The sequence below is a fragment of the Arthrobacter sp. K4-10C genome, assembly GCF_059090085.1.
In genome coordinates this window covers 17134-40405 of sequence record NZ_JBNHFI010000009.1, presented here as the reverse complement: position 1 = coordinate 40405, position 23272 = coordinate 17134, and the positions used below count along the sequence as shown (strand labels likewise).

13 protein-coding genes and 1 riboswitch are annotated in these 23272 nt (G+C 65.2%); of the genes, 9 read left to right on the top strand and 4 right to left on the bottom strand.

From position 1 onward, the window contains the following. Window positions 1–119: 119 nt before the first annotated feature. Window positions 120–815, top strand: a complete 696-nt coding sequence (locus AC5RUU_RS13610; protein ID WP_493975739.1) for a TolB family protein — start codon at window positions 120–122, stop codon at window positions 813–815. Between the two features lie 173 nt (window positions 816–988). Here the strand turns inward: AC5RUU_RS13610 and AC5RUU_RS13605 are convergent, their stop codons facing one another. Next, complete coding sequence (locus AC5RUU_RS13605) at window positions 989–6541, bottom strand: DUF4082 domain-containing protein (protein ID WP_493975738.1); 5553 nt, start codon at window positions 6539–6541, stop codon at window positions 989–991. 402 nt (window positions 6542–6943) lie between these two features. Here AC5RUU_RS13605 and smc point away from each other — a divergent pair, with 402 nt between their 5' ends. Beyond that, window positions 6944–10531 carry a chromosome segregation protein SMC gene (gene smc / locus AC5RUU_RS13600; RefSeq protein ID WP_493975737.1) on the top strand — a complete coding sequence of 1196 codons (3588 nt, stop codon included), beginning with the start codon at window positions 6944–6946 and terminating at the stop codon, window positions 10529–10531. Between the two features lie 86 nt (window positions 10532–10617). Then, window positions 10618–11820, top strand: a complete 1203-nt coding sequence (gene ftsY / locus AC5RUU_RS13595) for a signal recognition particle-docking protein FtsY (protein ID WP_493975736.1) — start codon at window positions 10618–10620, stop codon at window positions 11818–11820. A gap of 47 nt (window positions 11821–11867) precedes the next feature. Here the strand turns inward: ftsY and AC5RUU_RS13590 are convergent, their stop codons facing one another. Beyond that, window positions 11868–13109 (bottom strand): MFS transporter, encoded by a 1242-nt coding sequence (locus tag AC5RUU_RS13590; protein ID WP_493975735.1) that lies wholly within the window; start codon window positions 13107–13109, stop codon window positions 11868–11870. A 227-nt stretch (window positions 13110–13336) separates the two neighbouring features. On the opposite strand from AC5RUU_RS13590, the gene AC5RUU_RS13585 reads away from it, so the two are divergent. Then, complete coding sequence (locus AC5RUU_RS13585; protein WP_493975734.1) at window positions 13337–14692, top strand: ammonium transporter; 1356 nt, start codon at window positions 13337–13339, stop codon at window positions 14690–14692. Continuing rightward, window positions 14689–15027 (top strand): P-II family nitrogen regulator, encoded by a 339-nt coding sequence (locus AC5RUU_RS13580; RefSeq protein ID WP_255768384.1) that lies wholly within the window; start codon window positions 14689–14691, stop codon window positions 15025–15027. The genes AC5RUU_RS13585 and AC5RUU_RS13580 overlap by 4 nt, the downstream gene beginning before the upstream one ends. Before the next feature lie 116 nt (window positions 15028–15143). Here AC5RUU_RS13580 and AC5RUU_RS13575 read toward each other — a convergent pair whose 3' ends face one another. Next, window positions 15144–16547 carry a glucose-6-phosphate dehydrogenase gene (locus AC5RUU_RS13575; RefSeq protein ID WP_493975733.1) on the bottom strand — a complete coding sequence of 468 codons (1404 nt, stop codon included), beginning with the start codon at window positions 16545–16547 and terminating at the stop codon, window positions 15144–15146. Window positions 16548–16631: 84 nt separating this feature from the next. Between AC5RUU_RS13575 and ffh the strand changes: the two genes are divergently transcribed. Together ffh and AC5RUU_RS13565 are read left to right on the top strand one after the other, a co-directional pair. After that, the gene (gene ffh / locus AC5RUU_RS13570) at window positions 16632–18215 is read left to right on the top strand and encodes a signal recognition particle protein (RefSeq protein WP_493975732.1); all 1584 of its coding nucleotides are present in this window, start codon (window positions 16632–16634) and stop codon (window positions 18213–18215) included. Window positions 18216–18317: 102 nt separating this feature from the next. Next, window positions 18318–19052, top strand: coding sequence for an alpha/beta hydrolase (locus AC5RUU_RS13565; protein ID WP_493975731.1), 735 nt, complete (start codon window positions 18318–18320; stop codon window positions 19050–19052). 70 nt (window positions 19053–19122) lie between these two features. Here the strand turns inward: AC5RUU_RS13565 and thiC are convergent, their stop codons facing one another. After that, on the bottom strand, window positions 19123–20958 hold the full coding sequence (gene thiC / locus AC5RUU_RS13560) for a phosphomethylpyrimidine synthase ThiC (RefSeq protein ID WP_493975730.1): 1836 nt from the start codon (window positions 20956–20958) through the stop codon (window positions 19123–19125). Further along, a riboswitch (TPP riboswitch) is annotated at window positions 20953–21060 on the bottom strand. (Overlaps the previous gene by 6 nt.) Window positions 21061–21138: 78 nt before the next feature. Here thiC and AC5RUU_RS13555 point away from each other — a divergent pair. Together AC5RUU_RS13555 and AC5RUU_RS13550 are read left to right on the top strand one after the other, a co-directional pair. After that, window positions 21139–22221: an amidohydrolase family protein gene (locus tag AC5RUU_RS13555; RefSeq protein ID WP_493975729.1), complete on the top strand. Its 1083-nt coding sequence runs from the start codon at window positions 21139–21141 to the stop codon at window positions 22219–22221. Between the two features lie 106 nt (window positions 22222–22327). After that, window positions 22328–23203: a VOC family protein gene (locus AC5RUU_RS13550; protein ID WP_493975728.1), complete on the top strand. Its 876-nt coding sequence runs from the start codon at window positions 22328–22330 to the stop codon at window positions 23201–23203. Window positions 23204–23272 lie beyond the last annotated feature (69 nt).

Below are 23272 nucleotides of genomic sequence, written 5' to 3'. Positions count from 1 at the left end.
TGACTGCGACAGTTCCGACTGCAGCACCAGGCAGCCCGAGGAGCTTGAGCGGGACACCCTGCGACAGAGTCTACGGATCGGCTGGGAACGTTGTATGCCTGCAGGTAAAACGTGGGCTCGTGACCAGCTTTGAAGCGTCCCTTTATGGGCAGGACTGGCAGCAACTCCACACCTGGAGCCTGCCGGGCGTGCCCAGCCGTACAAGGCTGAGTGCAGACGGGACGCTGGTTGCAACCACAGTCTTCGTCACCGGACACTCCTATGCCGGTTCAGGGTTTTCTACCGAGACCGTAATCACGCGTGTGGACAGCGTTGCGGAACGGCATAACCTGGAGGACTTCGCACTGTCCGTGAACGGGGAACCGGTTACGGCGTTAGACAGGAACTACTGGGGCGTCACCTTTGTTCCAGGCGAGCCCGATGCCTTCTATGCCACAGCTGCCTCATCCGGGCGCAACTGGCTTGTACGGGGCAGCATTTCCAAGCGGACATTGACGGCAGTCCATGACGGCGTCGAATGCCCGTCAATATCACCTGATGGCACACGCATCGCGTTCAAGAAGGTCACCGGCGGAGGCATTAGTCCGCGTTGGAACATTGCCGTACTTGAGCTGTCCAGCGGACAGGTGGCGGTCCTTGGGGAGAACCGGAGCGTTGATGACCAGGTTGAGTGGCTCGACGACGAAAACCTGTTGTACGGACTGGCGCGGGACGGCGAGCCCGGTAACAGCGATATCTGGCGGATCCGGGCTGACGGAACCGGAAGCCCCGAGGTGTATCTCGAACACGCGTGGTCACCGGCGGTTATTCGCTGACCTGCTGCCTGCCTCGCGCCACTTGGTTTGCCATAGCGGGAGCGGCTACCCCTTTCGCGGTGGGTGTGCCGGAATCGAAGCCGGAGGCCTGTTGGATGACGGTTATCCGCGGAGACGGTAAGGCCCGTCACGGACAGTGCCGGATGCAACCAGGCGGGACCTGACAGGGTCGGCTACAGTACCGGAGAAAACACCACGTCGACGAAGTAGTTGGTGGAATTATCTGTGCGGTTGGGGACTGCGGATCCGGATCCGTAACGGAACAAACCATTCCTTTTGCCGGGAGCAGTCAGGTAGCCGGTGGTGTGGTCCTTGGTGAAGAAGGCCGGAGTGTAGGAATAGCGGCCCACCGGCGCATTATACGAAACGACGTACTCGGTGTCAGGAGTGAGGCGGACAGGGGAGGTCAGCACGGCCGTCTGCCAGCCGGCCGCCGTTTCATTGCTGAAAGCGACGCGCGCAAGGCGAACGCCTGATGAGTCCCACAAAGAGCCGAAGTGGGATCCTGAGTTGGTGAGTGCCCCCTTGTAAAAGCGTATGGCGGTGACCTGGCCCGCCCTCGAGGTCCTGAAGGCTGCACCAAGTTCGATGGCCCTGGTCTCAGTGGACGTGGCCACAGCGGGCGTGAGCGCTGCGAAAAGGGACTGCCCGGCAGGATTTGCGGTGGTGAACTGCCAGCTGGTCGGCGGCAACACCGCCCCCTCTGTAGAGGTGACGTTTACTGCGCGCACCAAGATTTGTGCGTTGGGGGGCAACATATCCGCCGGTGTAAGAGTGATTGTCCGACTGTCAGCGGATAGGGCGGAAACTCCAGCCACCACTGCCCCGGAAATGAGTATTTCAAGGGCCGATTCATTCCTTGCAGCCGTAGACAGGGTCATGGACGGTTTCGCGTCCCGGGCAACATTGACGGCACCCGGTGCGGGGGACTGTGCCGTAACGATGAGGGGCGCCGCGGGAGCTGTTGCAGTTCCGGCAAAAACAACGTCGACGAGGTAGCTGGTGTTGGATCCGTTGGAAGGGAAAGCAGCGCCGCCGGTGAAGGCGCCGGAGCCTTCGGTGGTGCGCAGTGGTCCGCTGGTGAAGCCGGTGTTGAAGCCGCCTGGGGTTGCGGAGTAGGTGCCGGTGGGTGTGGTGTAGGCGGCGACGTATTCGGTGTTGGCTGTGATGGGGACGGGTTGGCTGAAGGTGCCCGTTTGCCATCCCGCGGTGGTTTCGTTGGTGAAATTGATGGTTGCGAGTTGTTGGCCCGCGGCGGTGAAGAGTGTGCCGGTGTGGGTTCCGGTGTTGCCGGCGGCTTTGTAGAAGCGGATGCCGGTGATGTTGCCGTCGGCGGAGCTGGCGAAGCGGACACCGAGGGTGAGTGGTACGCCGTCTTTGACTTCCATGATGGTGGGGGTGACGGTGTCCTGGTAGAGGGTGCAGGGGCAGGTGCCTTCGGTGCGTGGTTCAGGCACGGTGGTGAAGGTCCAGGTGTTGCCGGCGCTGAGTTGTTGTTCCGTGGTGGAGGTTGCTGTCAGCGTCGCGGTGTACGTGGTGGAGGTGGCCAGGGCGGCCGTTGGCGTGAAGGTGACCTTGCCGGTGGCGGCGTCGTAGGTGGAGGTGCCTGTCACCGGGTTGGTGCCCGGGCCGGTGAGTGTGAGTTTTACTGTTGATGCGGTGGCAGGCTTGGACAGGACCACGGAGACCGGGCTGTCCAATGCCACGCTGGACGAGCCTGCCAGCGGGGAGTGGCTCACACCGACGAACGGCGGGTCAGCCTGCTGGAAGACGACGTCGACGAGGTAGCTTGCGTTCGACCCGTTACCAGGGAAGGTGCCGGAGTAGGTGAAGGCGCCGGAGCCTTCGGTGGTGCGCAGTGGTCCGCTGGTGAAGCCGGTGTTGAAGCCGCCTGGGGTTGCGGAGTAGGTGCCGGTGGGTGTGGTGTAGGCGGCGACGTATTCGGTGTTGGCTGTGATGGGGACGGGTTGGCTGAAGGTGCCCGTTTGCCATCCCGCGGTGGTTTCGTTGGTGAAATTGATGGTTGCGAGTTGTTGGCCCGCGGCGGTGAAGAGTGTGCCGGTGTGGGTTCCGGTGTTGCCGGCGGCTTTGTAGAAGCGGATGCCGGTGATGTTGCCGTCGGCGGAGCTGGCGAAGCGGACACCGAGGGTGAGTGGTACGCCGTCTTTGACTTCCATGATGGTGGGGGTGACGGTGTCCTGGTAGAGGGTGCAGGGGCAGGTGCCTTCGGTGCGTGGTTCAGGCACGGTGGTGAAGGTCCAGGTGTTGCCGGCGCTGAGTTGTTGTTCCGTGGTGGAGGTTGCTGTCAGCGTCGCGGTGTACGTGGTGGAGGTGGCCAGGGCGGCCGTTGGCGTGAAGGTGACCTTGCCGGTGGCGGCGTCGTAGGTGGAGGTGCCTGTCACCGGGTTGGTGCCCGGGCCGGTGAGTGTGAGTTTTACTGTTGATGCGGTGGCAGGCTTGGACAGGACCACGGAGACCGGGCTGTCCAATGCCACGCTGGACGAGCCTGCCAGCGGGGAGTGGCTCACACCGACGAACGGCGGGTCAGGGTACTGCACCAGCACGTCCACCAGGTAACTGGTCGACGAACGCGAACCTGGGAAGTCAGTGGAGTAGGAGTAGGCGCCGGCATCCGGGGATGCCCGCAGGTTGCCCGCGCTGAGCCCTGGGCCAAATCCGTTCACAGTCGCCGAATAGGAACCGGTTGTGGACTTGTAGGCCACAACGTATTCAGTATTGGCGTCCATCGCTACCGGCTGGTTGAAATAGGCAGTCTGCCAGCCCGATGTGCTCTCATTCGCGAAGGTCACGGAGGCCAACTGCTGGCCGCCGGCGGTAAAGAGGAACCCGGTGTGTGTGCCGGTGTTGCCGGCGGACTTGTAAAACCTGACTCCCGTGACGGTGCCGCTGGCTGTGCTGGAGAACCGTAGGCCAAGGGTGAGTGGCACGCCGTCACGGATTTCCTGGATACCTGGGGCCACTGAGTCGTCGTAGAAGCTGCACGGGCACGTTCCGGGCGCCGGAGGCGACACGACCGTGGTAAAGGACCAAGTACCCCCGGATGTCAGTGATCCCCCGCTTGATGCCGTGGCGGTCAGCGTTGCCGTGTACTTTGTTGCCAGCGAAAGCGCGGAACCGGGAGTGAATGTTACCTTGCGGGACAGTGGATCATAGGCCGTTGTGCCGGCCACGGAGGTCCCGTCGGCGGCGTGGAGCGACAAGCTGACGGTCGCAGCAGCCACGGGCTTGGAGAATACGGCCCCCACGGTGGTGGCTTGGGGGACGCTTGAAGAGCCGTCAAGTGGCCACTGGCCGCCGGCCGTCAGGGGAGTGTTGTCGGTGGTGTCAAAGACAGCGTCCACGAAGTAGTTGCCGTTGCCGAAACTGTTGGTGGGAAACGTGTCCGGTCCGCCGTACACGCCTGCCGGTTCACTCCCGAAGCCGCCGGCAACCGTCAAGGGCGGTTCGGTGAAACCGAAACTCGCCCATTGGTAGTCCTTAATCGCATAGCCGCCGTTGGGTGCCTTGTAGGAAACCGTGTACTTGGTGCCGGCAGATACGGCGACGGGCTGCGGAAACAACACCTTTTGCCAGCCGGACGCCGTCTCGGAAGTGAAGGTCGCTGTAGCCAGCCGCTGGCCTGCCGCATCCCACAGTGAACCCGTGTGCGTTCCAGTGTTGGCGGTGCTCTTGTAAAACCTGACCCCCGTGATGAAGCCGTCCACTGTCGGGGTGATCTTCATGCCCAGCTCATACGCACCGCGGTCCTGGGAATCAGGTACTGCCGGCACCTGCTGGCCAAAGACTGTATAAGGCCCGGGCACCTGGACGTTGCGGGTGGTGGTTGCTCCAATGTTGGCGCTGTCATCGATGGCACGGGCCCGGAATGTGGACGTTGTCAGGCCTGTCTGGACGTAAGTGTAGGTCCAGTTCTGCTTGCCTTGCGCCGGATGCCAGGACTTGCCGCCGTCTGTGGAAACTTCGACGCCGGCCACTACTCCGCCGGAGTCCGCCGCCGTTCCTGTGGCGGTAACGCTGGTGCCGTGCGGGATACTTGCACCCTCGGCGGGTGAGCTTATGGAAACTGACGGTCCGGTGGCGTCAGTACTGGGCGTTGCCGCTGCCAGGGCCGGGTCCCGCGTTCCCGGCTGTGCGCCCATGTCGGCAAGCAGATTGATTTGGGCCTGTTGAATGCGTGGGTCCGCCGCCGCGCCGTCGCCGTCGTGGACCTGGTCCAACCCCCAGGTCCATTGGACGGTTCCGGCGCCAAAAACGAGCGCTCCACTCGCTGCCCGGTAGAGCGTCAGATTGTGGGTAGTCGTTCCGGGCCGGACTGTGTTGCCGAAGTCTTGAAGGTATTGGGTCGTCGGACCGGTGGTCGTGGACAGGCGTATCAGCCCGGCTGGCCGGAATCCGTTGTCCAGGTCCTCATCAGATTCGTAGCCGACGGTGTGTGGTGCCAGCGCCGCCGATGTACCTGCTGCCAGGGAAGCCAGGGAGGTATTCCTCCACAGCCGGGTTTTGCCTTCGGCAGCATTAACGGTAATTGGCAGGTCTGTGTAATTCGACATGTAGATTGTCCCCGTCAGTGCGTTTTCAGGCAGCCCCCCTCCGTTGGCCGGCGCAGAATACCGCGGATCCCGCCAGGTACCGGTCCATTCCGTGCTGGGGTCGATCTTCCCGTTGGACCAGGTCTCCTTATAGGAGGTGATAGTCCTGTGCGCGGCACCGTCCACGGGTGAGGGCTCGTAGCGGGTCCGCCAGTACATCTCATTACCCGACAGGAACTGCAGGTTCACGCCGGCGTCCCGGGCCGCCTCAACATTGCTTCGTTGTGTCCCGGACCAGTACTCGTCGTGGCCCACGGACAAGAAGACCTTGTGGTTGCGCAGGAGGGCTCCGCTGCGGTCCGTGTCGAGACCGCTGATGTAGCTGACGTCGTAGCCGTTCTTTTCCAGGAACCTGACGAGTGGATATTCATTGCTGAAGTAGAAGTCCCTTCCCTCGGAATCACCGCGGGTGGCAAAGGGCCGGTTGTAGCTGATCTTGTAGGCACGGCCGTTGTAGGCTCCCTGGTAGAAGTCTGCGCCGCCGTAAGTGTTGTACGCCTGCCACGTCGTATCTGCAGTCTGGAAGACGATGTCGGAACGGCTGCTGTCATTGCGGACGATAAAGGTGATGTGGCTCTGGCCTCCGGTGTCTGACCGTGTCAGCAAGGCAATGTACACCCCCGAAACAGCAGCGGACGGAACCTGCCATGTGGCTGATACTGCCCAGGTCCCGCAGTCATAGAGTTCAGTGGTGTTGTCCGAAAGGCATTGGGGCTGCTGCTGGCGCAGTACGGACGGGGTGACGTCTGCGATCCTCCGCGCACCCAGGCCCTGGTACCAGCCCGTCCGGTAAATCCTGATCGAGTAATTGGTGGCACTTGTGTCGATCTTGAATTTGACGGCTTGCCCGGCATTGGTGCTCATCTCAGTGGCGAACCCCTGGATGGAGTGGTCTCCGGCACCGTCAATGTCCCATTCCGACGGCGGGCTGCCCGGTTTTGAGTTTTCGCATGCGATCGGGTTGATCAGTGGAGCACATGGGTCGGCAGCTGCGGCGTGGTTAAGGAATGCTGCCGGCAATCCGACTGGAAGCAGCGCAGTTACCAGCGCGATGGCGAGCGGGATAACGAGCCGGCGAAGGGCTGTCAGTGGTCGCTGAGCGGGGGAAGCGGGCATGTGAACTCCTGATTTGGGTGCCGCGACAATCGCGAAATTGGCGCGGGATTCTGTCTCCCCGAGCCCTTGCCGCTCCCCCCGAAGCGGCCAAACCAAGATATTCAGTTGTCCTGCGGCCGATCGTGGAAACCGCCCATCCGCGCTGACTGCACCAACAGCGGATCCGGCTATGGATGGAACCGGTCCGAAAACCCGTCTGAGACCACCAAGCCAAGCGGTATCTAGCAACCTGTACCTGCGAGCTTAGGCGGCCCCAAAACAGCCCACAAGGAAGACGTGGACGTTGGTGGAAAAACCCGCAGAAGTGTGTGGAAGTCCGCAAATCCAACCGGCGCCTGTAATACCCAGTAAATTTGGGAGTGCCAAGCAGCAGCTGCAGCCACTCAGGAGATCCGAAAAGCCTTGCACCTCAAAAGCCTCACCGTCCGGGGGTTCAAGTCCTTTGCGTCCGCCACCACCTTCGACTTCGAGCCGGGGGTTACTGCGGTAGTCGGCCCCAACGGTTCCGGCAAATCCAACGTGGTGGACGCCCTGGCGTGGGTCATGGGCGAGCAGGGCGCCAAGACCCTCCGCGGCGGCAAGATGGAAGACGTCATTTTCGCCGGCACATCCGGCCGCCCGCCCCTGGGCCGCGCTCATGTGTCCCTCACCATCGACAACACCGACGGCGCCCTGCCCATCGAATACAGCGAAGTCACCATTTCCCGGACCCTGTTCCGCACCGGCGGATCTGAATACGCCATCAATGGCGCGTCCTGCCGCCTTCTGGATATCCAGGAGCTGCTCTCCGACTCGGGGCTTGGCCGGGAAATGCACGTGATCGTGGGGCAGGGCCAGCTGGACCGCGTCCTTCACGCCACGCCGGAAGACCGGCGCGGATTCATCGAGGAGGCTGCCGGCATCCTCAAGCACCGGCGGCGGAAGGAACGGACCGTCCGCAAGCTTGAGGCGATGCAGGCAAACCTGCAGCGACTCACCGACCTTACTGCGGAAATCCGGCGTCAGCTCACACCGCTTGGTAAGCAGGCCGAAGTGGCCCGGCGAGCGCAGCGGGTCCAGTTCGATGTCCGCGACGCACGCGCCCGGCTGCTGGCTGACGACCTGGTCCAGCTGCAGCTTGCCCTTGAGCAGGACGTGGCGGATGAAGCGGCCCTCAAGGCGCGGCGGACCGTCGTCGAACAGGGCCTGGAAGCCGGTCGGCGGCAGCAGGCAACGCTTGAGCAGATGGCAGCCGAGGCAACCCCCAAACTCAACGCCGCCAGGGACACCTGGTACCGGTTGTCCTCTTCCCGGGAGCGCCTTCGGTCCCTCGGATCGCTGGCCCGCGAACGCAGCCGCCTGCTTGGCTCCGCCGATGCCGCCCCTTCCTCCGGACGGGATCCGGAACAGCTGGAACGGCAGGCTGCCCGGGTGCGGGAGGAACTTGCTGAACTCGAGCGGACCATTGTGGACCGGCGGGCCGCCCTGGAATCGGCTGCTGCGGCCAAGGCAGCTGCCGAGAGAGCGGCCTCGGCCGAGGACCAGCGGCTCACAGCCCAGCTGCGCGCCGCGGCTGACCGGCGGGAGGGGCTGGCACGGCTGGCGGGCCAGGTGGCGGCAGCCAGGTCCCGGGTCGAATCTGCGCAGGCTGAATTGGGCAGGCTCCGTGAATCGCTGGCCGCCGGGGCGGAACGCCGCGCCCGGGCGCAGGAGGAGTTCGCCGCCCTGGAAAACCAGGTGGCGGGAGTGGAGGAGGGCGAGGAATCGCTCGACGCCGACTACGAGGCCGCCGCTGCCGCCCTGGACGCCGTCCTTGAGGAAATTGCCCGGCTCAAGTCGGAGGTCAACGAGGGAATCCGGAAGCGTGACGCCCTGGCGGCCCGCAGGGATGCGCTAAAAGTGGGCTTGGACCGCAAGGACGGTGCCCGCCATGTCCTGCAGTCCCGCATCGCCGGCGTCCATGGCAGTGTCGCCGGGGAACTGGCGGTGGAACCGGGATACGAAACTGCCATCGCGGCCGGCCTTGGGGAGGCCTCCGATGCCGTCTTGGTGCAGGACGCCGAAACCGCCGCCGCCGTCCTGCAGCTGCTTAAGGACGACGACGCCGGCCGGGCGTCGTTGCTCCTTGCGTCCGCGGCCGCGACAGACCGGAAAGACACGGACACGGCAGACCTGCCCGCCGGGGCTCACCGGGCCGGGGACCTGGTTGCCGGCAGCGGGCCGTACCTGGCCCTGGCCAGGCACCTGCTGTCCCGGACCGTCATCGTTGCCGATATCGAAGCGGCAGCAGCACTCGCGTCCGCCCGGCCCGGGCTCAGCACCGTGACCCGGGCGGGGGACGTTTTTACCGCGGTTTCTGTCACCGGAGGCTCCGAAAAGGCGCCATCGCTGCTCGAAGTCCAGGCCGCCGTCGACGACGCCGACAAGAAGCTTTCCGCGGTCACTGCCGGCATTGAGCAAAACAGGTTTGCCCTGGCCGGGGCGGAAGCACGGCGCACCGAGGCGCAGGAACGGGCCGACGCGGCCCTTGACCGGCTGCACGAATCGGATGCCCGGCTGGCAGCCGTGGCGGAACGTTTGGGCCATCTGAACTCCGTACTCCGCAGCGCCGTCGGCGAAAGCGAACGGCTCGCAGCGTCGCTCGCCCGGGCCGAAGCCAACGTGGCGGCGGAGGAGGAAGCGCTCGCAGCCGTCGCCGCACGCCTTGCCGCGGCCCAGGAGGCGCCCGTGGAGCAGGAACCGTCCAGTGAACAGCGCGATGCCCTGGCCCTGGCGGCATCTTCCGCCCGTGCCGCGGAGGTGGAGGCACGGCTGTCGCTGCGCAGCGCCGAAGAGCAGCTCTCGGCTACCAGGAACCGGGTTGCGTCACTGGAACGCGCGGCTGCCACCGAACGCCGTGCGCGGGAGGAAGCGGCCGAACGTGCCAGGCGCAGGCGCGTCCAGGCCAAACGGGCAGCGGCAGTCTCTGCCGCCGTGGAACTCGCACTCAGTCTTGTTGACGTCTCCGTCGCACTGGCCGTCCATGAACGCGACCTCGCGGAAGAGAACCGGGAGCAACGGGAGCAAGGCCTGAAGCAGGTCAGGAGCGCCAACGAAACCTTGGCTAAAGAACTCGCCGAACTCACCGACAACGTCCACCGTGACGAACTTGCCCGCGCCCGGCAGCGGGCGCGGATCGAGGCTCTGGAGACCCGCTCCATCGAGGAACTCGCCATCACCCCGGATGCCTTGGTCCAGGACTACGGGCCGCACGTGCCGGTTCCCGTGGCGGCGGAGGAGGGCACCGACAAATGGGCAGCCCTCCGCGCCCCGGTCGATGCCAGCGGGGAGGAAATCCGGGAAGGCGTACCGTTCAACCGGTCTGAGCAGGAAAAGCGGCTTCGGAAAGCCGAACGGGACCTTGCCAGCCTCGGCAAGGTGAACCCGCTGGCGCTTGAGGAATTCGCGGCCCTGGAGGAACGCCACCAGTTCCTCAGCACGCAGCTTGAGGACCTCAGGGCAAGCCGCAAGGACCTGCTCGACATCATCAAGGAAGTGGACCTTCGGGTCCAGCGTGTCTTCACAGAGGCGTTTGAAGACACGCAGACCCAGTTCGTCAGGGTCTTTGAGCGCCTCTTTCCCGGCGGTGAAGGGCGCCTAGTCCTCACCGACCCCTCGGACATGCTCACCACCGGCATCGACGTCGAGGCCCGCCCCGCCGGCAAGAAGATCAAGCGGCTTTCGCTGCTGTCCGGCGGCGAACGCTCCCTGACAGCGGTGGCCTTGCTGGTGGCGATCTTCAAGGCCCGCCCGTCACCTTTCTATGTGATGGACGAGGTGGAGGCGGCACTGGACGACACCAACCTGGGCCGGCTCATCACCATCTTCGAGGAACTGCGGGAGTCCAGCCAGCTCATTGTCATCACCCACCAGAAGCGCACCATGGAGGTGGCGGACGCCCTGTACGGCGTCACCATGCGGGGCGACGGCGTCTCCACCGTGATCAGCCAGCGCCTTCGCGCAGAGGTGTAGGCACAGCGCTTCCGCCGGTGTTGCGGCACGTCAGCGCCGCTGGGGTGTGCCCAAAGCGGCCGCCGCGTTTGTGAGAAGCTAGGGGAGTGAATGACATCCTTCCCATAATTCTGTCCATTGTTGCTGCCCTGGCGGTTATCGGCGGGCTGATTCCTGTCCTGTTGAAGACTCGGAAGAACATCACCCAATACCCCGGGACGCGCGACGCCAATGATCCCGAAGTGCAGTCCGGCGGCAGCACGCTCGTAGATGACCGCCCGGTCCCGGCGGCGAAAGCCCCTGCCGGCGCGGACACGGGGGACGTGGACACAACCACTGTTCCGGACGATGCAGCCGGGCTGGAAGTCATCCCGGTAGAAACCCCGCTGCCCGTGGCGGGCCGCCTCATCCGCCTGCGGGAGCGGCTTGTCCGCTCCAACAACATCATGGGCAAGGGCCTGCTGGCGCTGCTCTCCAGCGACAAAATCGACGAGAACGTCTGGGACGAAGTCGAGGAAACCCTCCTGCTGGCAGACCTTGGCACCGAACCCACGATGCAGCTGGTGGACTCCCTGCGCGAGCGGGTCAAAGTGCTCGGCACCCGGACACCTGATCAGGTCAAGGCGCTGCTGCGGGAAGAACTCATCAAGCTCGTGGATCCCGCCATGGACCGCAGCCTCAACGTCCAGCGGCATGCGGACAAGCCGGCGGTCATGATGGTGGTGGGTGTCAACGGCGTGGGCAAGACCACCACCGTGGGCAAGCTTGCCCGCGTCCTGGTCGCCGAGGACAAGGACGTCCTGCTGGGTGCTGCGGATACGTTCCGTGCCGCCGCCGCCGAGCAGCTGGCAACCTGGGGCCAGCGCGTGGGCGTTCCCACGGTGAAGTCGGATATCGACGGCGCCGACCCGGCCTCGGTGGCCTATGAGGCCGTCAAGGCGGGTATCGACCAGGAAGTCGACGTCGTCATGATCGATACCGCCGGCCGCCTTCAAAACAAGGTTGGCCTCATGGACGAGTTGGGCAAGGTCAAGCGCGTGGTGGAAAAGCTTGCCGAGGTGGACGAGGTCCTGCTTGTCCTGGACGCGACCACCGGCCAGAATGGCCTGAACCAGGCGCGGGTCTTTTCCGAGGTGGTCAACATTACGGGCATTGTCCTGACCAAGCTGGACGGGACGGCCAAGGGCGGCATCGTCGTCGCAATCCAGAAGAGCCTTGGCGTTCCCGTGAAGCTGATCGGGCTGGGTGAGGGAGCAGACGACCTCGCCCCGTTCGAGGCCGAGGCTTTCGTTGACGCGTTGCTGAACTAGCCGCGGGCCGCCCGGCCAGCCGAAGCCGGCCGGGCACTGGCCGGACCTTAGGACTTAGCCGGCCGGAGGGTCTCACGCGTGGCCAGCCACGTACAGGCCGCCACCAGCATGATGCCGCCGGTGACGCCGAAAGCCCAGCCGAAACCCAGGCGGTCAGCGAGCACGCCTGCCAGGACCGGCCCCACGATTGCACCGACGTCGGACGTCATCTGGTAGACCGCAAGCACCTTGCCGCCGGACCGCCCGTTGCCGACGACATCAGCGATGGCGGCCTGCTGCGCAGGTCCAAAGAGTCCTGAACCGACCCCGGCAAGCGCCGATGCGGCAAGGAACCACAACAGGTCCTGGGTGAAGCCGATGCCGGCCGTTGCGAGGCCTGCCACCAGCAGGCCCCAGATCATCATTGGCTTGCGGCCCAGGCTGTCCGCGAGCCGTCCCGAGAAAGTCAGGGCCGCCGCATTTCCGCCGGCGAAGACCGCCAGGGCCAGCCCCGCCGCTTCCGGCCCGGAACCAAAGGCAGCCGCCGCGAACAGGGGAACGGTGGCCATCCGGACCCCGAATGTCGCCCACCCATTGGCGAAGCTGGAAAACAGCGCTGACCTGTAGGCCCCGGTGGCCAGGGCTTCCCCGAACGGCATGTCCGGTGCCTTCTGCTGTCCCTCGGTGGCCCCGCGGCGCTGATGGCTCAGCTGCGTCTGGACCACGACGGCGGCCACCACCAGCGCGGCGGCGTAGGCCAGGAACGGGATCCGGAGTCCGAAACCGGCCAGAAGGCCACCCACGATGGGCCCGCAGACGTTGCCGATCAGGAATGCGGACGCGTAGGCGCCCGAAACACGGCCCCGGCTCTCCGGCGGTGCCAGCCGCACCACCAGTGCCATGGATGCGACCGTGAACATCACCGACCCTGCACCACCAAGCCCGCGGAAGAGCAGCAACTGCCAGTAGTCGGCGGCGAACGCGCAGGCCGCCGTGGATGCGGCGACGATCAGCAGCCCCGCGACGTAGACAGGCCGTTCTCCCAGCCGGCCGATGAGCGTGCCGCCGGCCGGCGCAAAAATGAGCCGCATGAAAGCGAAGATGGCCACGATCACGGCAGCTTCGGTGTTTCCCACCCCGAAGGTCGTGGCGAATTGGGGCAATACGGGCGCAACAAGCCCGAATCCGAGCGCAATCAGGAACGCTGCAACCAGCATCACCTTGATGTCACGCGGAAGCTTGTCGTTCCGCGGCCGGAGGCGGGCCAAGATCCTTGACGTGGCGCCGCTCACACGGGGTGCTGCAGTCATAAAGCAAAGTTCCTTGCGCAGAGGTTAGCCGGGATCCGGCGGGAGTGGTGAAACACAACCGTAACAACCCCGATATGCACCATTTACTTCCGGGAGGTTCTTGTAACAGGCCGGCAATCTAAATCCTCTCCGGGCGAAACACGCCGCCGACACACTTTTTACAGGACGCAAAAAGGCGTTGGCAGGCGGAGAACTCCGCATGATTCGGATGAGAGAGGACGTGCACCATGGAACTTACCGCAGGTCACGTATGGCTCATGGTGGCGGCAGCACTCGTGCTGTTCATGACACCAGGTCTGGCATTTTTCTACGGCGGCATGACCCGCGCCAAGGCAGCACTGAACATGATGATGATGAGCTTCATCTCCATCGGCATGGTCGGCGTTGTCTGGGTGCTCTGGGGCGCGTCCATGAGCTCAGGTGAAGGCTTCCTGCAGATCGTCGGCAACCCGTTTGCCACGTTCGGCCTGGAGGGCATCGACACTCCGGACGGATTGATCAAGGTCGGCTACGCAGCCACATTCGCCATCATCACCGTGGCCCTGATCAGCGGCGCGATCGCCGACCGGGCCAAATTCGGTGCCTGGAGCGTCTTCGTCCCGGTCTGGGTCACCCTGGTGTACTGCCCGCTTGCCTACATGGTGTGGGGTGGTGGACTGTTCGGCCCCGAAGGCGCGGTAGGACAGGCCCTCGGTCCCGCGATTGACTTCGCTGGCGGCACGGTGGTCCACATCAACGCAGGCGTGGCGGCACTGGTGCTGGTCCTCATCATCGGCAACCGCAAGGGCTTCGGGAAGGATCCCAACCACCGCCCGCACAACATCCCGTTCGTCATGCTCGGCGCTGCCATCCTCTGGTTCGGCTGGTTCGGCTTCAACGGGGGCGCCGCAACCACTGCGGAACAGGGCGGCCTCATCTGGGTCAACACGCTCGCCGCTCCTGCCGCCGCCATGCTCGGCTGGCTTGTTACGGAGCGCATCCGTGACGGACACCCCACTTCCCTCGGTGCTGCTTCCGGCGTGGTCGCCGGCCTGGTCGCCATCACCCCGGCATGCGCGAACGTCAGCCCTGTCGGTGCCCTCGGCCTCGGCATCGTAGCCGGCGTGGCCTCCGCCCTCGCCGTTGGCCTGAAGTTCCGCTGGGGCTTCGATGACTCGCTCGACGTCGTCGGCGTCCACCTCGTCTCCGGCATCATTGGCACAGTGGCCCTGGGGTTCATCGCACTTCCCACGGACGGAGTTGGCGGCGGCCTCTTCTACGGAGGCGGGATGACCCAGATGTGGGCGCAGCTCGCAGCCGCCGGCATCGCCATCGCCTACTCCGCGATCCTGACAGCCATCATCGCGCTTGCCATCCACAAGACCATGGGCTTCCGGGTCTCGCAGGAACAGGAAACTGTGGGTGTGGACCTCAGCCTGCATGCCGAGACCGCCTACGAGTTCGGTGTGGGCGGACACGGTGGAACCTTCCAGCCGCTGCACGACATGATCACCGGCAAGAACCAGCAGGAATCCGCTGCCCAGCCGGCACCGGCTGCGCAGAAGTCAGAATCAGCAACAGGCAAGGAAAGCGTGGGGGCATGAAACTGATCACTGCAATCGTCAGGCCGGAAAAGCTCGAAGCCATCCGGGAAGGACTGGAAGCCTATGGCGTACAGGGCCTGACGGTCAGCGCGGCCAGCGGTTACGGCCGGCAGCGCGGCTACACGGAGGTCTACCGCGGCGCGGAGTACAACGTGGACCTCCTGCCCAAGATCCGGGTGGAGGTGCTTGCCACGGACGAGCAGGCGGATGACATCCTGGACGTGATCATCGCCAGCTCCAACACCGGCCGCGCCGGTGACGGCAAGGTATGGACCGTGGACGTATTCGAAGCCGTCCGGGTCCGGACAGGTGAGCGGGGAGTGGCGGCCATCTAGGACACGCAGCCCCTGGCAGTTGCCAGCAGGAAAGCGGGCGGGGAAACCGAAAGGTTTCCCGCCCGCTTTCCTGTGCCTTTGCCCTTAGCAGCACCTCTATGCGAGCCGCCAGCGTTTTACCCGGGCCGCCCGGCGGTGGGCCACGCTGCGGGTCCGGCCGATCCGGCGTCGTACTCCCCAAGCGGCACGTCGCCGCGCTGCCAGGCGGCCAGCACCGGCTCAACGATCCGCCAGCAGTCTTCAGCCGTGTCACCCCTGACAGAGAGCAGCGGGTCACCGGTCAGCACACCCTCAAGGACCTCTCCGTAGGGAAGGAGTTCCGATGCGCTGAGCTCCGTTTCGAGGGTCGCCCGGCTGAGGCTGAATATGTCGCCTGGACCGTTGACGTCGAGGTCGAACTGGAGGGTATCCGGACCAAAACCGATCCGCAGCTGGTTGGGCGAGTCGACTCCCGTGAATCCCTCGGGAAGATGCGGTACCGGCCGGAAAGTGACAACAGCTTCCTTCCGTTTGGCACCCAGCGCCTTGCCCGAACGGAGGATGAAGGGGACGCCTTTCCACCGCCAGTTGTCGATCCCCACCTCGATCTCGGCGAGGGTCTCCGTCCCGCGGTTCGGGTCCACTCCCGCTTCCCCGGCATAGTCAGGCACCTCTTTCCCCGCCACAGTCCCTGCTGTGTAGCGCGCCCGCCGGCTGGAGGCCGTCAACGGTGCGCTGACGCTGCTGGCGCGAAGGACGGCGGAGATGGCGTCGCGAAGGTCGCGCTCACGGATGGTGGCGGGAGGTTCGATGGCCATCAGCGCCATGATGTGCAGGAGGTGGCTTTGGATCATGTCCCGGAGGGCTCCCGCCCCGTCGTAGTAGCGTGCCCGCCCCTCCAGGGCGAGGTCCTCGTCGAAGATGATTTCCACTTTTTCGACGTGGTTCCGGTTCCAGACGGGCTCCAGGAAGTTGTTTGCGAACCGCAGGCCCAGGATGTTCAACACCGTGGCCTTGCCGAGGAAATGGTCCACCCGGTGGATGTGGTCTTCGGGGACCAGCCGCACCAACGTCCGGTTCAGGGAACGGGCAGAATCCTCACTTGAGCCAAACGGCTTCTCCATGGCCAGCCGCGTGCCGGGCGGGACATCCTCAGGCCGCAGGGATTCGCAGGCAAGCTGGCTGACCCTGGGCGGAAGGGCGAAATAGACGGCAACCGGCCCTTCGAGGCTGGCCAGGAGAGCGGCAAGGGCGCCGCCGGCAGTGACATCAAGCTGGTGGTAGACCGTTTCCTTTTCCAGCGCCTTAAGTGCATCCCGGCCCTCGGCACCGGCGCCTTCGGACGCTGCCGCAAAGGATGACTGCACCCGTTCCCGCCACTGCTCCGGCGTCCACGCATCCGATCCTGCCCCGACGAGCCGGAGCCCGGCCGCGCGGCCATTGGCCACGAGACGCGCGAGCCCGGGCAGGAGCAGCCGGCCGGTCAGGTCGCCGGAGGCGCCGAGGATGAGCAGGGTTTTTACAGTTGTTGGGCTCGTCATTTTGCCAGCATGCCATCTGGCCGGCCCGACTTGGTACCCTAGATAGTCGAGTCCCGATCATCTCCTGAAAGAAGTGCACGGCGCGTGTTCAATTCACTGTCTGACCGGTTGACAGCAACCTTCAAGAATCTCCGCGGCAAAGGCCGCCTCACCGAGGCTGACGTCGATGCCACAGTCCGCGAGATCCGCCGCGCCCTGCTGGACGCGGACGTTGCCGTTCCCGTTGTCCGTGAATTCACCGGGCGGGTCCGCGAACGTGCCCTGGGCGCCGAGGTGTCCGCAGCGCTGAACCCCAGCCAGCAGATCGTCAAGATCGTCAATGAGGAGCTGCAGGAGATCCTGGGCGGCGAGACCCGGCGCATCCGCCTGGCCAAGAGCGGCCCTACCATCATCATGCTGGCCGGACTGCAGGGTGCCGGTAAGACCACCCTCGCCGGCAAGCTCTCCAAGTGGCTCAAGTCCCAGGGCCACAGCCCCATGCTGGTGGCCTGCGACCTCCAGCGCCCCAATGCCGTCACCCAGCTCCAGGTGGTCGGCGAGCGGGCCAAGGTGCCGGTCTTCGCTCCCCACCCGGGAGCCACGTCCACCGAACTCGACCGGCCGGCAGGGGACCCCGTGGCGGTGGCCCGCGCCGGCGTCGAGGAAGCACGGCAGAAGCTGCACGACGTCGTCATCGTCGACACCGCCGGACGCCTCGGCGTCGACGCGGACATGATGGAGCAGGCGCGCCAGATCCGCCGGGCCATTGTGCCGAATGAAGTCCTGTTCGTCATTGACTCCATGATCGGCCAGGACGCCGTGAACACCGCGCTCGCCTTCGATGAGGGCGTCAACTTCACCGGCATCGTCCTGTCCAAGCTCGACGGCGATGCCCGCGGCGGTGCCGCCCTGTCCGTCGCGTCAGTCACGGGCAAGCCGGTCATGTTCGCCTCCACGGGCGAAGGCCTGGATGATTTTGAGCTGTTCCACCCTGACCGGATGGCCTCGCGCATCCTGGACATGGGTGATGTCCTTACGCTCATTGAGCAGGCCGAAAAGTCCTGGGACAAGGAAGAAGCAGCCCGGATGGCGAAGAAGTTCGCCGACCAGGAGGACTTCACCCTGGAGGACTTCCTCGCCCAGATGCAGCAGATCCGCAACATGGGCTCAATGAAGAAAATGCTCATGATGATGCCGGGCGCCCAGAACATCCGCCAGCAGCTGGAGCAGTTCGACGAGCGCGAGATCGACCGCGTGGAAGCCATCGTCCGCTCCATGACCCCGCACGAGCGCCTGGCTCCCAAAATCATCAACGGTTCGCGCCGCGCCCGCATTGCGCGCGGTTCCGGCGTGCACGTCTCCGAGGTCAACGGACTCCTGGAGCGCTTCGCCCAGGCCCAGAAGATGATGAAGAAGATGGCACAGGGCGGCATGCCGGGCATGCCCGGGATGCCAGGCCTGCCCGGTGCCGGCAGCGGGGCGCGGAAGAACGCCAAGAACGCGCCGAAGAAGAAAGCGAAGTCCGGCAACCCGGCCAAGGCAGCCCAGGAGCGGAAGGACGCCGAGGCACGCCGGGCCAACGCCGCGAAGGCGCTGCCCACCGGCGCCGCCTTCGGCCAGCAGCCCGGCGACTTCGACCCCTCCCAGCTGAACCTGCCCAAGGGCTTCGACAAGTTCCTCGGCAAGTGACAGCTTCCCCATCCAAGTAGCAGCAGGTGTCGTTCTGAGCCCTCAAAACGACACCTGCTGCTACTGACATGGGTTGTCGGTGCCGTGGAATAGGGTTGGGACATGTTCAAGCAGAGGGTAGTGTTCGTGCACGGCGCCGGAAGCTTCGGTGCCGCGGCATGGCCGCGCCAGCACGGCATGGCGCTGTCCTACGACGCACTGTTCCTGCGCCGCCACGGCTTTGACCCGGAGGCGGAACCTGTCGAGTCCTCATTCGCGGCAGACACCGCCATCGTGCTGCGGTCCCTGGCCGATGACGGACGGGGCGCCGCCGGCGGACACGTGGTGGCGCATGCCCAGGGTGCCATCGCGGCCATGATGGCCGCCGTCGAACGGCCGGACCTCGTCTATTCTCTGACACTCGTGGAACCCGCCTGCCTGTCACTGACGGCGGAACTGCCGGCCACCGCGGCCCACATTAGGCTGATGCAGCCGCTGCTCGAGGTCCGCCACCAGCTCAGCGATGACGATTTCCAGCGGGAGTTTGTGCGCCGGGTGTACGCCACTGACCTGCAGGAACCGGCCACCGCGGAGGAGAAGCGGTCCGCCAGGCGCCTCCGGCTGCAGGCGCCCTCATGGGAGGCGCCGCTGCATATCGTTCCGGGCGTCCCCACCCTGGTCCTGACCGGGGGCTGGGAACCCCTGTACGAGGAAATCGCCGGCTACCTCCGCGAAACCGGAGCCGTGCACCGCGTCTCTCCCGGAGGGCACAGGCCCCAGGACTCCGCGGACGGGGACCGGACCATCCGGTCCTTCATCAGAGACGTCAGCAGGGCCCAGCCTGCCCGCGCGTCCTGACCCGCGCAGGCCCGGGCTTCCCCTCCGCCCGGCCGGCCCCCAATAGCCAGCCGGACGAAAGGGAAGGCTTCTATGTGGAGATACTCTCGGGTAGCCGCAGCTCCGGCAGGTAAACCCTGCCTCCCGAGGCCATGAATTCCTGGCTCTTCTCCCGCATGCCGCTTGCCATGTCCGCCAGGGCTGCCTGCGCTTCCGCGGAGCCGTACTCATCCCGGATGTCCTGGCTGATCCGCATGGAGCAGAACTTGGGTCCGCACATGGAGCAGAAATGGGCCGTCTTGGCCGGCTCCGCGGGCAGCGTCTCGTCATGGAAAGCCTCGGCGGTCACCGGGTCCAGCGACAGGGCGAACTGGTCCCGCCAGCGGAACTCGAAGCGGGCCTTTGACAGTGCGTCATCCCGTTCGTGAGCGCCGGGGTGGCCCTTGGCCAGGTCTGCGGCGTGCGCTGCAATCTTGTAGGTAATGACTCCCGTCTTGACGTCGTCCTTGTTGGGCAGGCCCAGGTGTTCCTTTGGAGTCACGTAGCAGAGCATCGCCGTGCCGTACCGGGCGATCTCCGTGGCGCCGATGGCTGATGTGATGTGGTCATAGCCGGGCGCTACGTCGGTAACCAGGGGACCCAGGGTGTAGAACGGGGCGCCCTTGCACAACTCCTGCTGGCGCTCGACGTTTTCCCGGACCAGGTGGAAGGGAATGTGCCCCGGCCCCTCCACCATTACCTGGACGTCGTGTTCCCAGGCGCGCTGCGTCAGTTCCGCGAGCGTGTCCAGTTCCGCGAATTGCGCGGCGTCGTTGGCGTCCGCCGTTGCTCCGGGCCGCAGGCCGTCTCCCAGCGAAAACGCCACGTCGTACCTGGCGAAGATCTCACACAGCTCGTCGAAGTGCGTGTAGAGGAAGTTCTCCTGGTGGTGCGCCAGGCACCAGCCGGCCATGATTGATCCGCCCCGGGAGACGATGCCGGTGACCCGGTTGGCAGTCAACGGCACGTAACGGAGCAGGACGCCGGCATGGACGGTCATGTAGTCCACACCCTGTTCGCACTGCTCGATGACAGTGTCACGGAAAATTTCCCAGGTTAGCTTGTTGGCCTCGCCGTTGACCTTCTCAAGCGCCTGGTAGATGGGAACCGTACCGATCGGCACAGGGGAGTTGCGGATGATCCATTCCCGCGTTGTGTGGATATCGTCACCGGTGGAGAGGTCCATGACGGTGTCCGCGCCCCACTGCGTGGCCCATTGCAGTTTGTCCACTTCTTCGGCTATGGAGCTGGTCACGGCGGAGTTGCCGATGTTGGCGTTGATCTTCACCAGGAATGCCTTGCCGATGATCATCGGCTCCGACTCCGGGTGGTTGATGTTGCTGGGGATGATGGCGCGGCCGGCGGCCAGTTCGCTGCGGACCAGCTCCACATCGCAGTTCTCTCGCAGGGCCACAAAGCGCATCTCGGGGGTGATGATGCCCTGCCTGGCATAGTGCATCTGGGTCACGGTCCGGCCTTCGACGGCGCGGCGGGGCACCGGCTGCGCACCCCTCCACTCAGCGGAGGCTGCACCGCGGCGCACAGCCGAGCGGCCGTCGTCGAGCAGGTTCCGGCCCCTGCCGCTGTACGCTTCCGTATCTTCCCGCGCCGCGATCCATGCGGAGCGGAAGGGAGGCAGGCCCATCACCGGATCGCTGCCCGGGCCGGCGGTCCGGTAGGTACGGAAGGGCTCGTTGACTTCCCCATTGGGTGACGGTTCCAGGGAAATCTCCGTCACCGGAACCCGGATTCCGTTAGCCGTGTCTTCTATGAAGGCCAACGAATGCGACGCCAAAGATTGGGTAACAGGTTCCGCGGGCTTCTCACCAGGCAGGGCTGTCCCTGGCTGGTTTCGGGTAGGGCTCAGCTGTTCATTTGGTGTACTCAAGGAATACTCACTTCCTTCGCCGGCATTACCCGGACAGGTTCGACGGTCGCAGGCTGCATCAGCCCGATCTCAGCCCCTGCAGGGGCACCCGTGTGGTCAGGAACGAAGCTACCACAGCCGCTCCGGAAGCCCTTGTCATATTGGCAGTGCTAGCCTGACTGGCGACGAAAAGGGTGCCGGATGCCGAAGATCATCGAATTCAGCGGGCCAGTGCTGACTGCACCGGACAGCGAACACCGGGGCCTGTGGTCAGTGGACGGGAAACTCACGTTCGCCCGCCCGCAGCAGGCACCGGACCGCGTGCTGGACGGCTGGGTGCTGCCGGGCCTGGTGGATGCCCACTGCCACATCGGGCTCGGGCCCGGCGGGCCGGTGGATGCTCCAACCGCGGCCGCCCAGGCCCGGGCAGACCTGGCGGCGGGCACGTTGCTGGTGCGCGATGCCGGTTCACCGGCAGATACCCGGTGGATGCAGGGAGGCCGGGACTTTCCGGTGCTGATCAGGGCCGGACGCCACGTTGCCCGCACCCGCCGATACCTTCGCGGCTTCGCGGACGAGGTGGAGCCGGAGAACCTCGTGGAGGCCGTGCGCAAACAGGCACGCGACGGAGACGGTTGGGTGAAGCTCGTGGGGGACTGGATCGACCGCCGGGCCGGGGACCTGGCACCCTCGTTTCCCGCCGCCGTCGTCCGGGATGCTGTGCAGGCCGCGCACGACGAAGGCTCCCGGGTGACCGCCCACTGCTTCGCGGAAGACACCCTGGACCAGATGCTGGACGCCGGCATTGACTGCATTGAGCATGCCACCGGGCTCCTGCCCCGGCACCTTCCCCGCTTCGCGGAGCAGGGCGTGCCCATCGTCCCCACCCTGGTGAACATCGCCACGTTTCCCGACATTGCCGCCCAGGCGCAGCCAAAGTTTCCGCGCTATGCAGCGCACATGCTTGCCCTGTGGGAGCGTCACCTGGAACGGGTAGGTGAGGCCTACGACGCCGGCGTACGGATTTTCGCCGGCACGGACGCCGGAAGCGTCATCCGCCACGGACGGATCGCCGACGAGATCTTCGCCTTGCATTCCGCCGGGCTTCCCATGCCCGCAGCGCTGGACGCAGCCTGCTGGTCCGCACGGGAGTGGCTCGGAGCGGACGGCCTGCAGGAAGGTGCGCGGGCCGACGTCGTCATCTGCAGGGACGATCCGCGTGTCCGGCCGGCCGCAATCCGGAAGCTGGCCCACGTGGTGCTGGGAGGCCGCGTCATCGCCTGAAGAGTTTGCAGGAATTCAAAGGTGCTTGGAATAAATTGAAGCTTCAAGTAATTTTAACTGTGACAGGCCGTCTTATCCGCACGGCCTCCAGCACAGGGAGCGTTCAATGACTGCAGAAGCCACCAGCCAGGATCTTCTTCCCGCCGACCTCGCCATGGGCACCGTGATGCTCAAGGTCGGCGACATGAAGGTCATGACCGATTACTACCAGCGTGCCCTCGGCCTTGAGGTTGTTGCGGAGCAGGACGGCGGGCTCTACCTCGGCCGCCTGCAGAAGCCGCTGGTCCACCTGGCGCCCGCGCCCGGGCTGAATCTTCCGGGCAGGGGAGAGGCCGGCCTCTTCCATACCGCGCTGCTCTTCGAGGACCAGGCTTCCCTCGCCGCCACCATTGCCACCGCCGCCCGGTTCAATCCGCACTCCTTCACCGGCAGCGCGGACCACCTTGTCAGCGAGGCCTTCTATTTCAATGACCCTGAAGGGAACGGCATTGAGCTGTACTGGGACAGGCCGCGCAGCAACTGGTCCTGGAACGGCACGGACGTGGTGATGGACAGCCTGGCACTTCCACCGCAGCGCTACCTTGAGCAGCACCTCACGGAGGAATCCCTTGAAGGGCAGCGCCACACCGCTGCCGGCGTGGGCCATGTCCACCTCCAGGTGGGTGACGTGCAGTCCGCCCGCGACTTTTACGTCGGAATTCTCGGCTTCGAGAAAACCGCGGGCTGGCACGGTCAGGCCCTCTTCGTGTCTGCCGGCCGCTACCACCACCATATGGCCATGAATGTCTGGAACAGCCGCGGCGCGGGCCCCCGCAAGGACACGCTGGGCCTGGGCGAGGTCCTCATCGAAGTGCCCACTGGTGACGACGTCGGTGCGCTGGCTGACCGCCTGAAGGTCGCCGGAGTGCCGTCCCGCCACACCGGCGCGGAACTGAGGTTCGAAGACCCCTGGCGGAACAACATCCGGGTGGCAGTGCGCTGACCGCGGCGCCCCCGTATTAGGCTGAAACTGAACGGCCGGGTGCGGGACATGAGCCCGTCCGCCTCACTT

Bases quoted from the DNA above. Each gene is read 5' to 3' on its own strand.
- AC5RUU_RS13605 (WP_493975738.1), bottom strand. From the start codon at position 6,541: ATGCCCGCTTCCCCCGCTCAGCGACCACTGACAGCCCTTCGCCGGCTC.
- AC5RUU_RS13590 (WP_493975735.1), bottom strand. From the start codon at position 13,109: ATGACTGCAGCACCCCGTGTGAGCGGCGCCACGTCAAGGATCTTGGCC.
- AC5RUU_RS13565 (WP_493975731.1), top strand. From the start codon at position 18,318: ATGTTCAAGCAGAGGGTAGTGTTCGTGCACGGCGCCGGAAGCTTCGGT.
- AC5RUU_RS13580 (WP_255768384.1), top strand. From the start codon at position 14,689: ATGAAACTGATCACTGCAATCGTCAGGCCGGAAAAGCTCGAAGCCATC.
- AC5RUU_RS13550 (WP_493975728.1), top strand. From the start codon at position 22,328: ATGACTGCAGAAGCCACCAGCCAGGATCTTCTTCCCGCCGACCTCGCC.
- AC5RUU_RS13555 (WP_493975729.1), top strand. From the start codon at position 21,139: ATGCCGAAGATCATCGAATTCAGCGGGCCAGTGCTGACTGCACCGGAC.
- AC5RUU_RS13585 (WP_493975734.1), top strand. From the start codon at position 13,337: ATGGAACTTACCGCAGGTCACGTATGGCTCATGGTGGCGGCAGCACTC.
- AC5RUU_RS13575 (WP_493975733.1), bottom strand. From the start codon at position 16,547: ATGACGAGCCCAACAACTGTAAAAACCCTGCTCATCCTCGGCGCCTCC.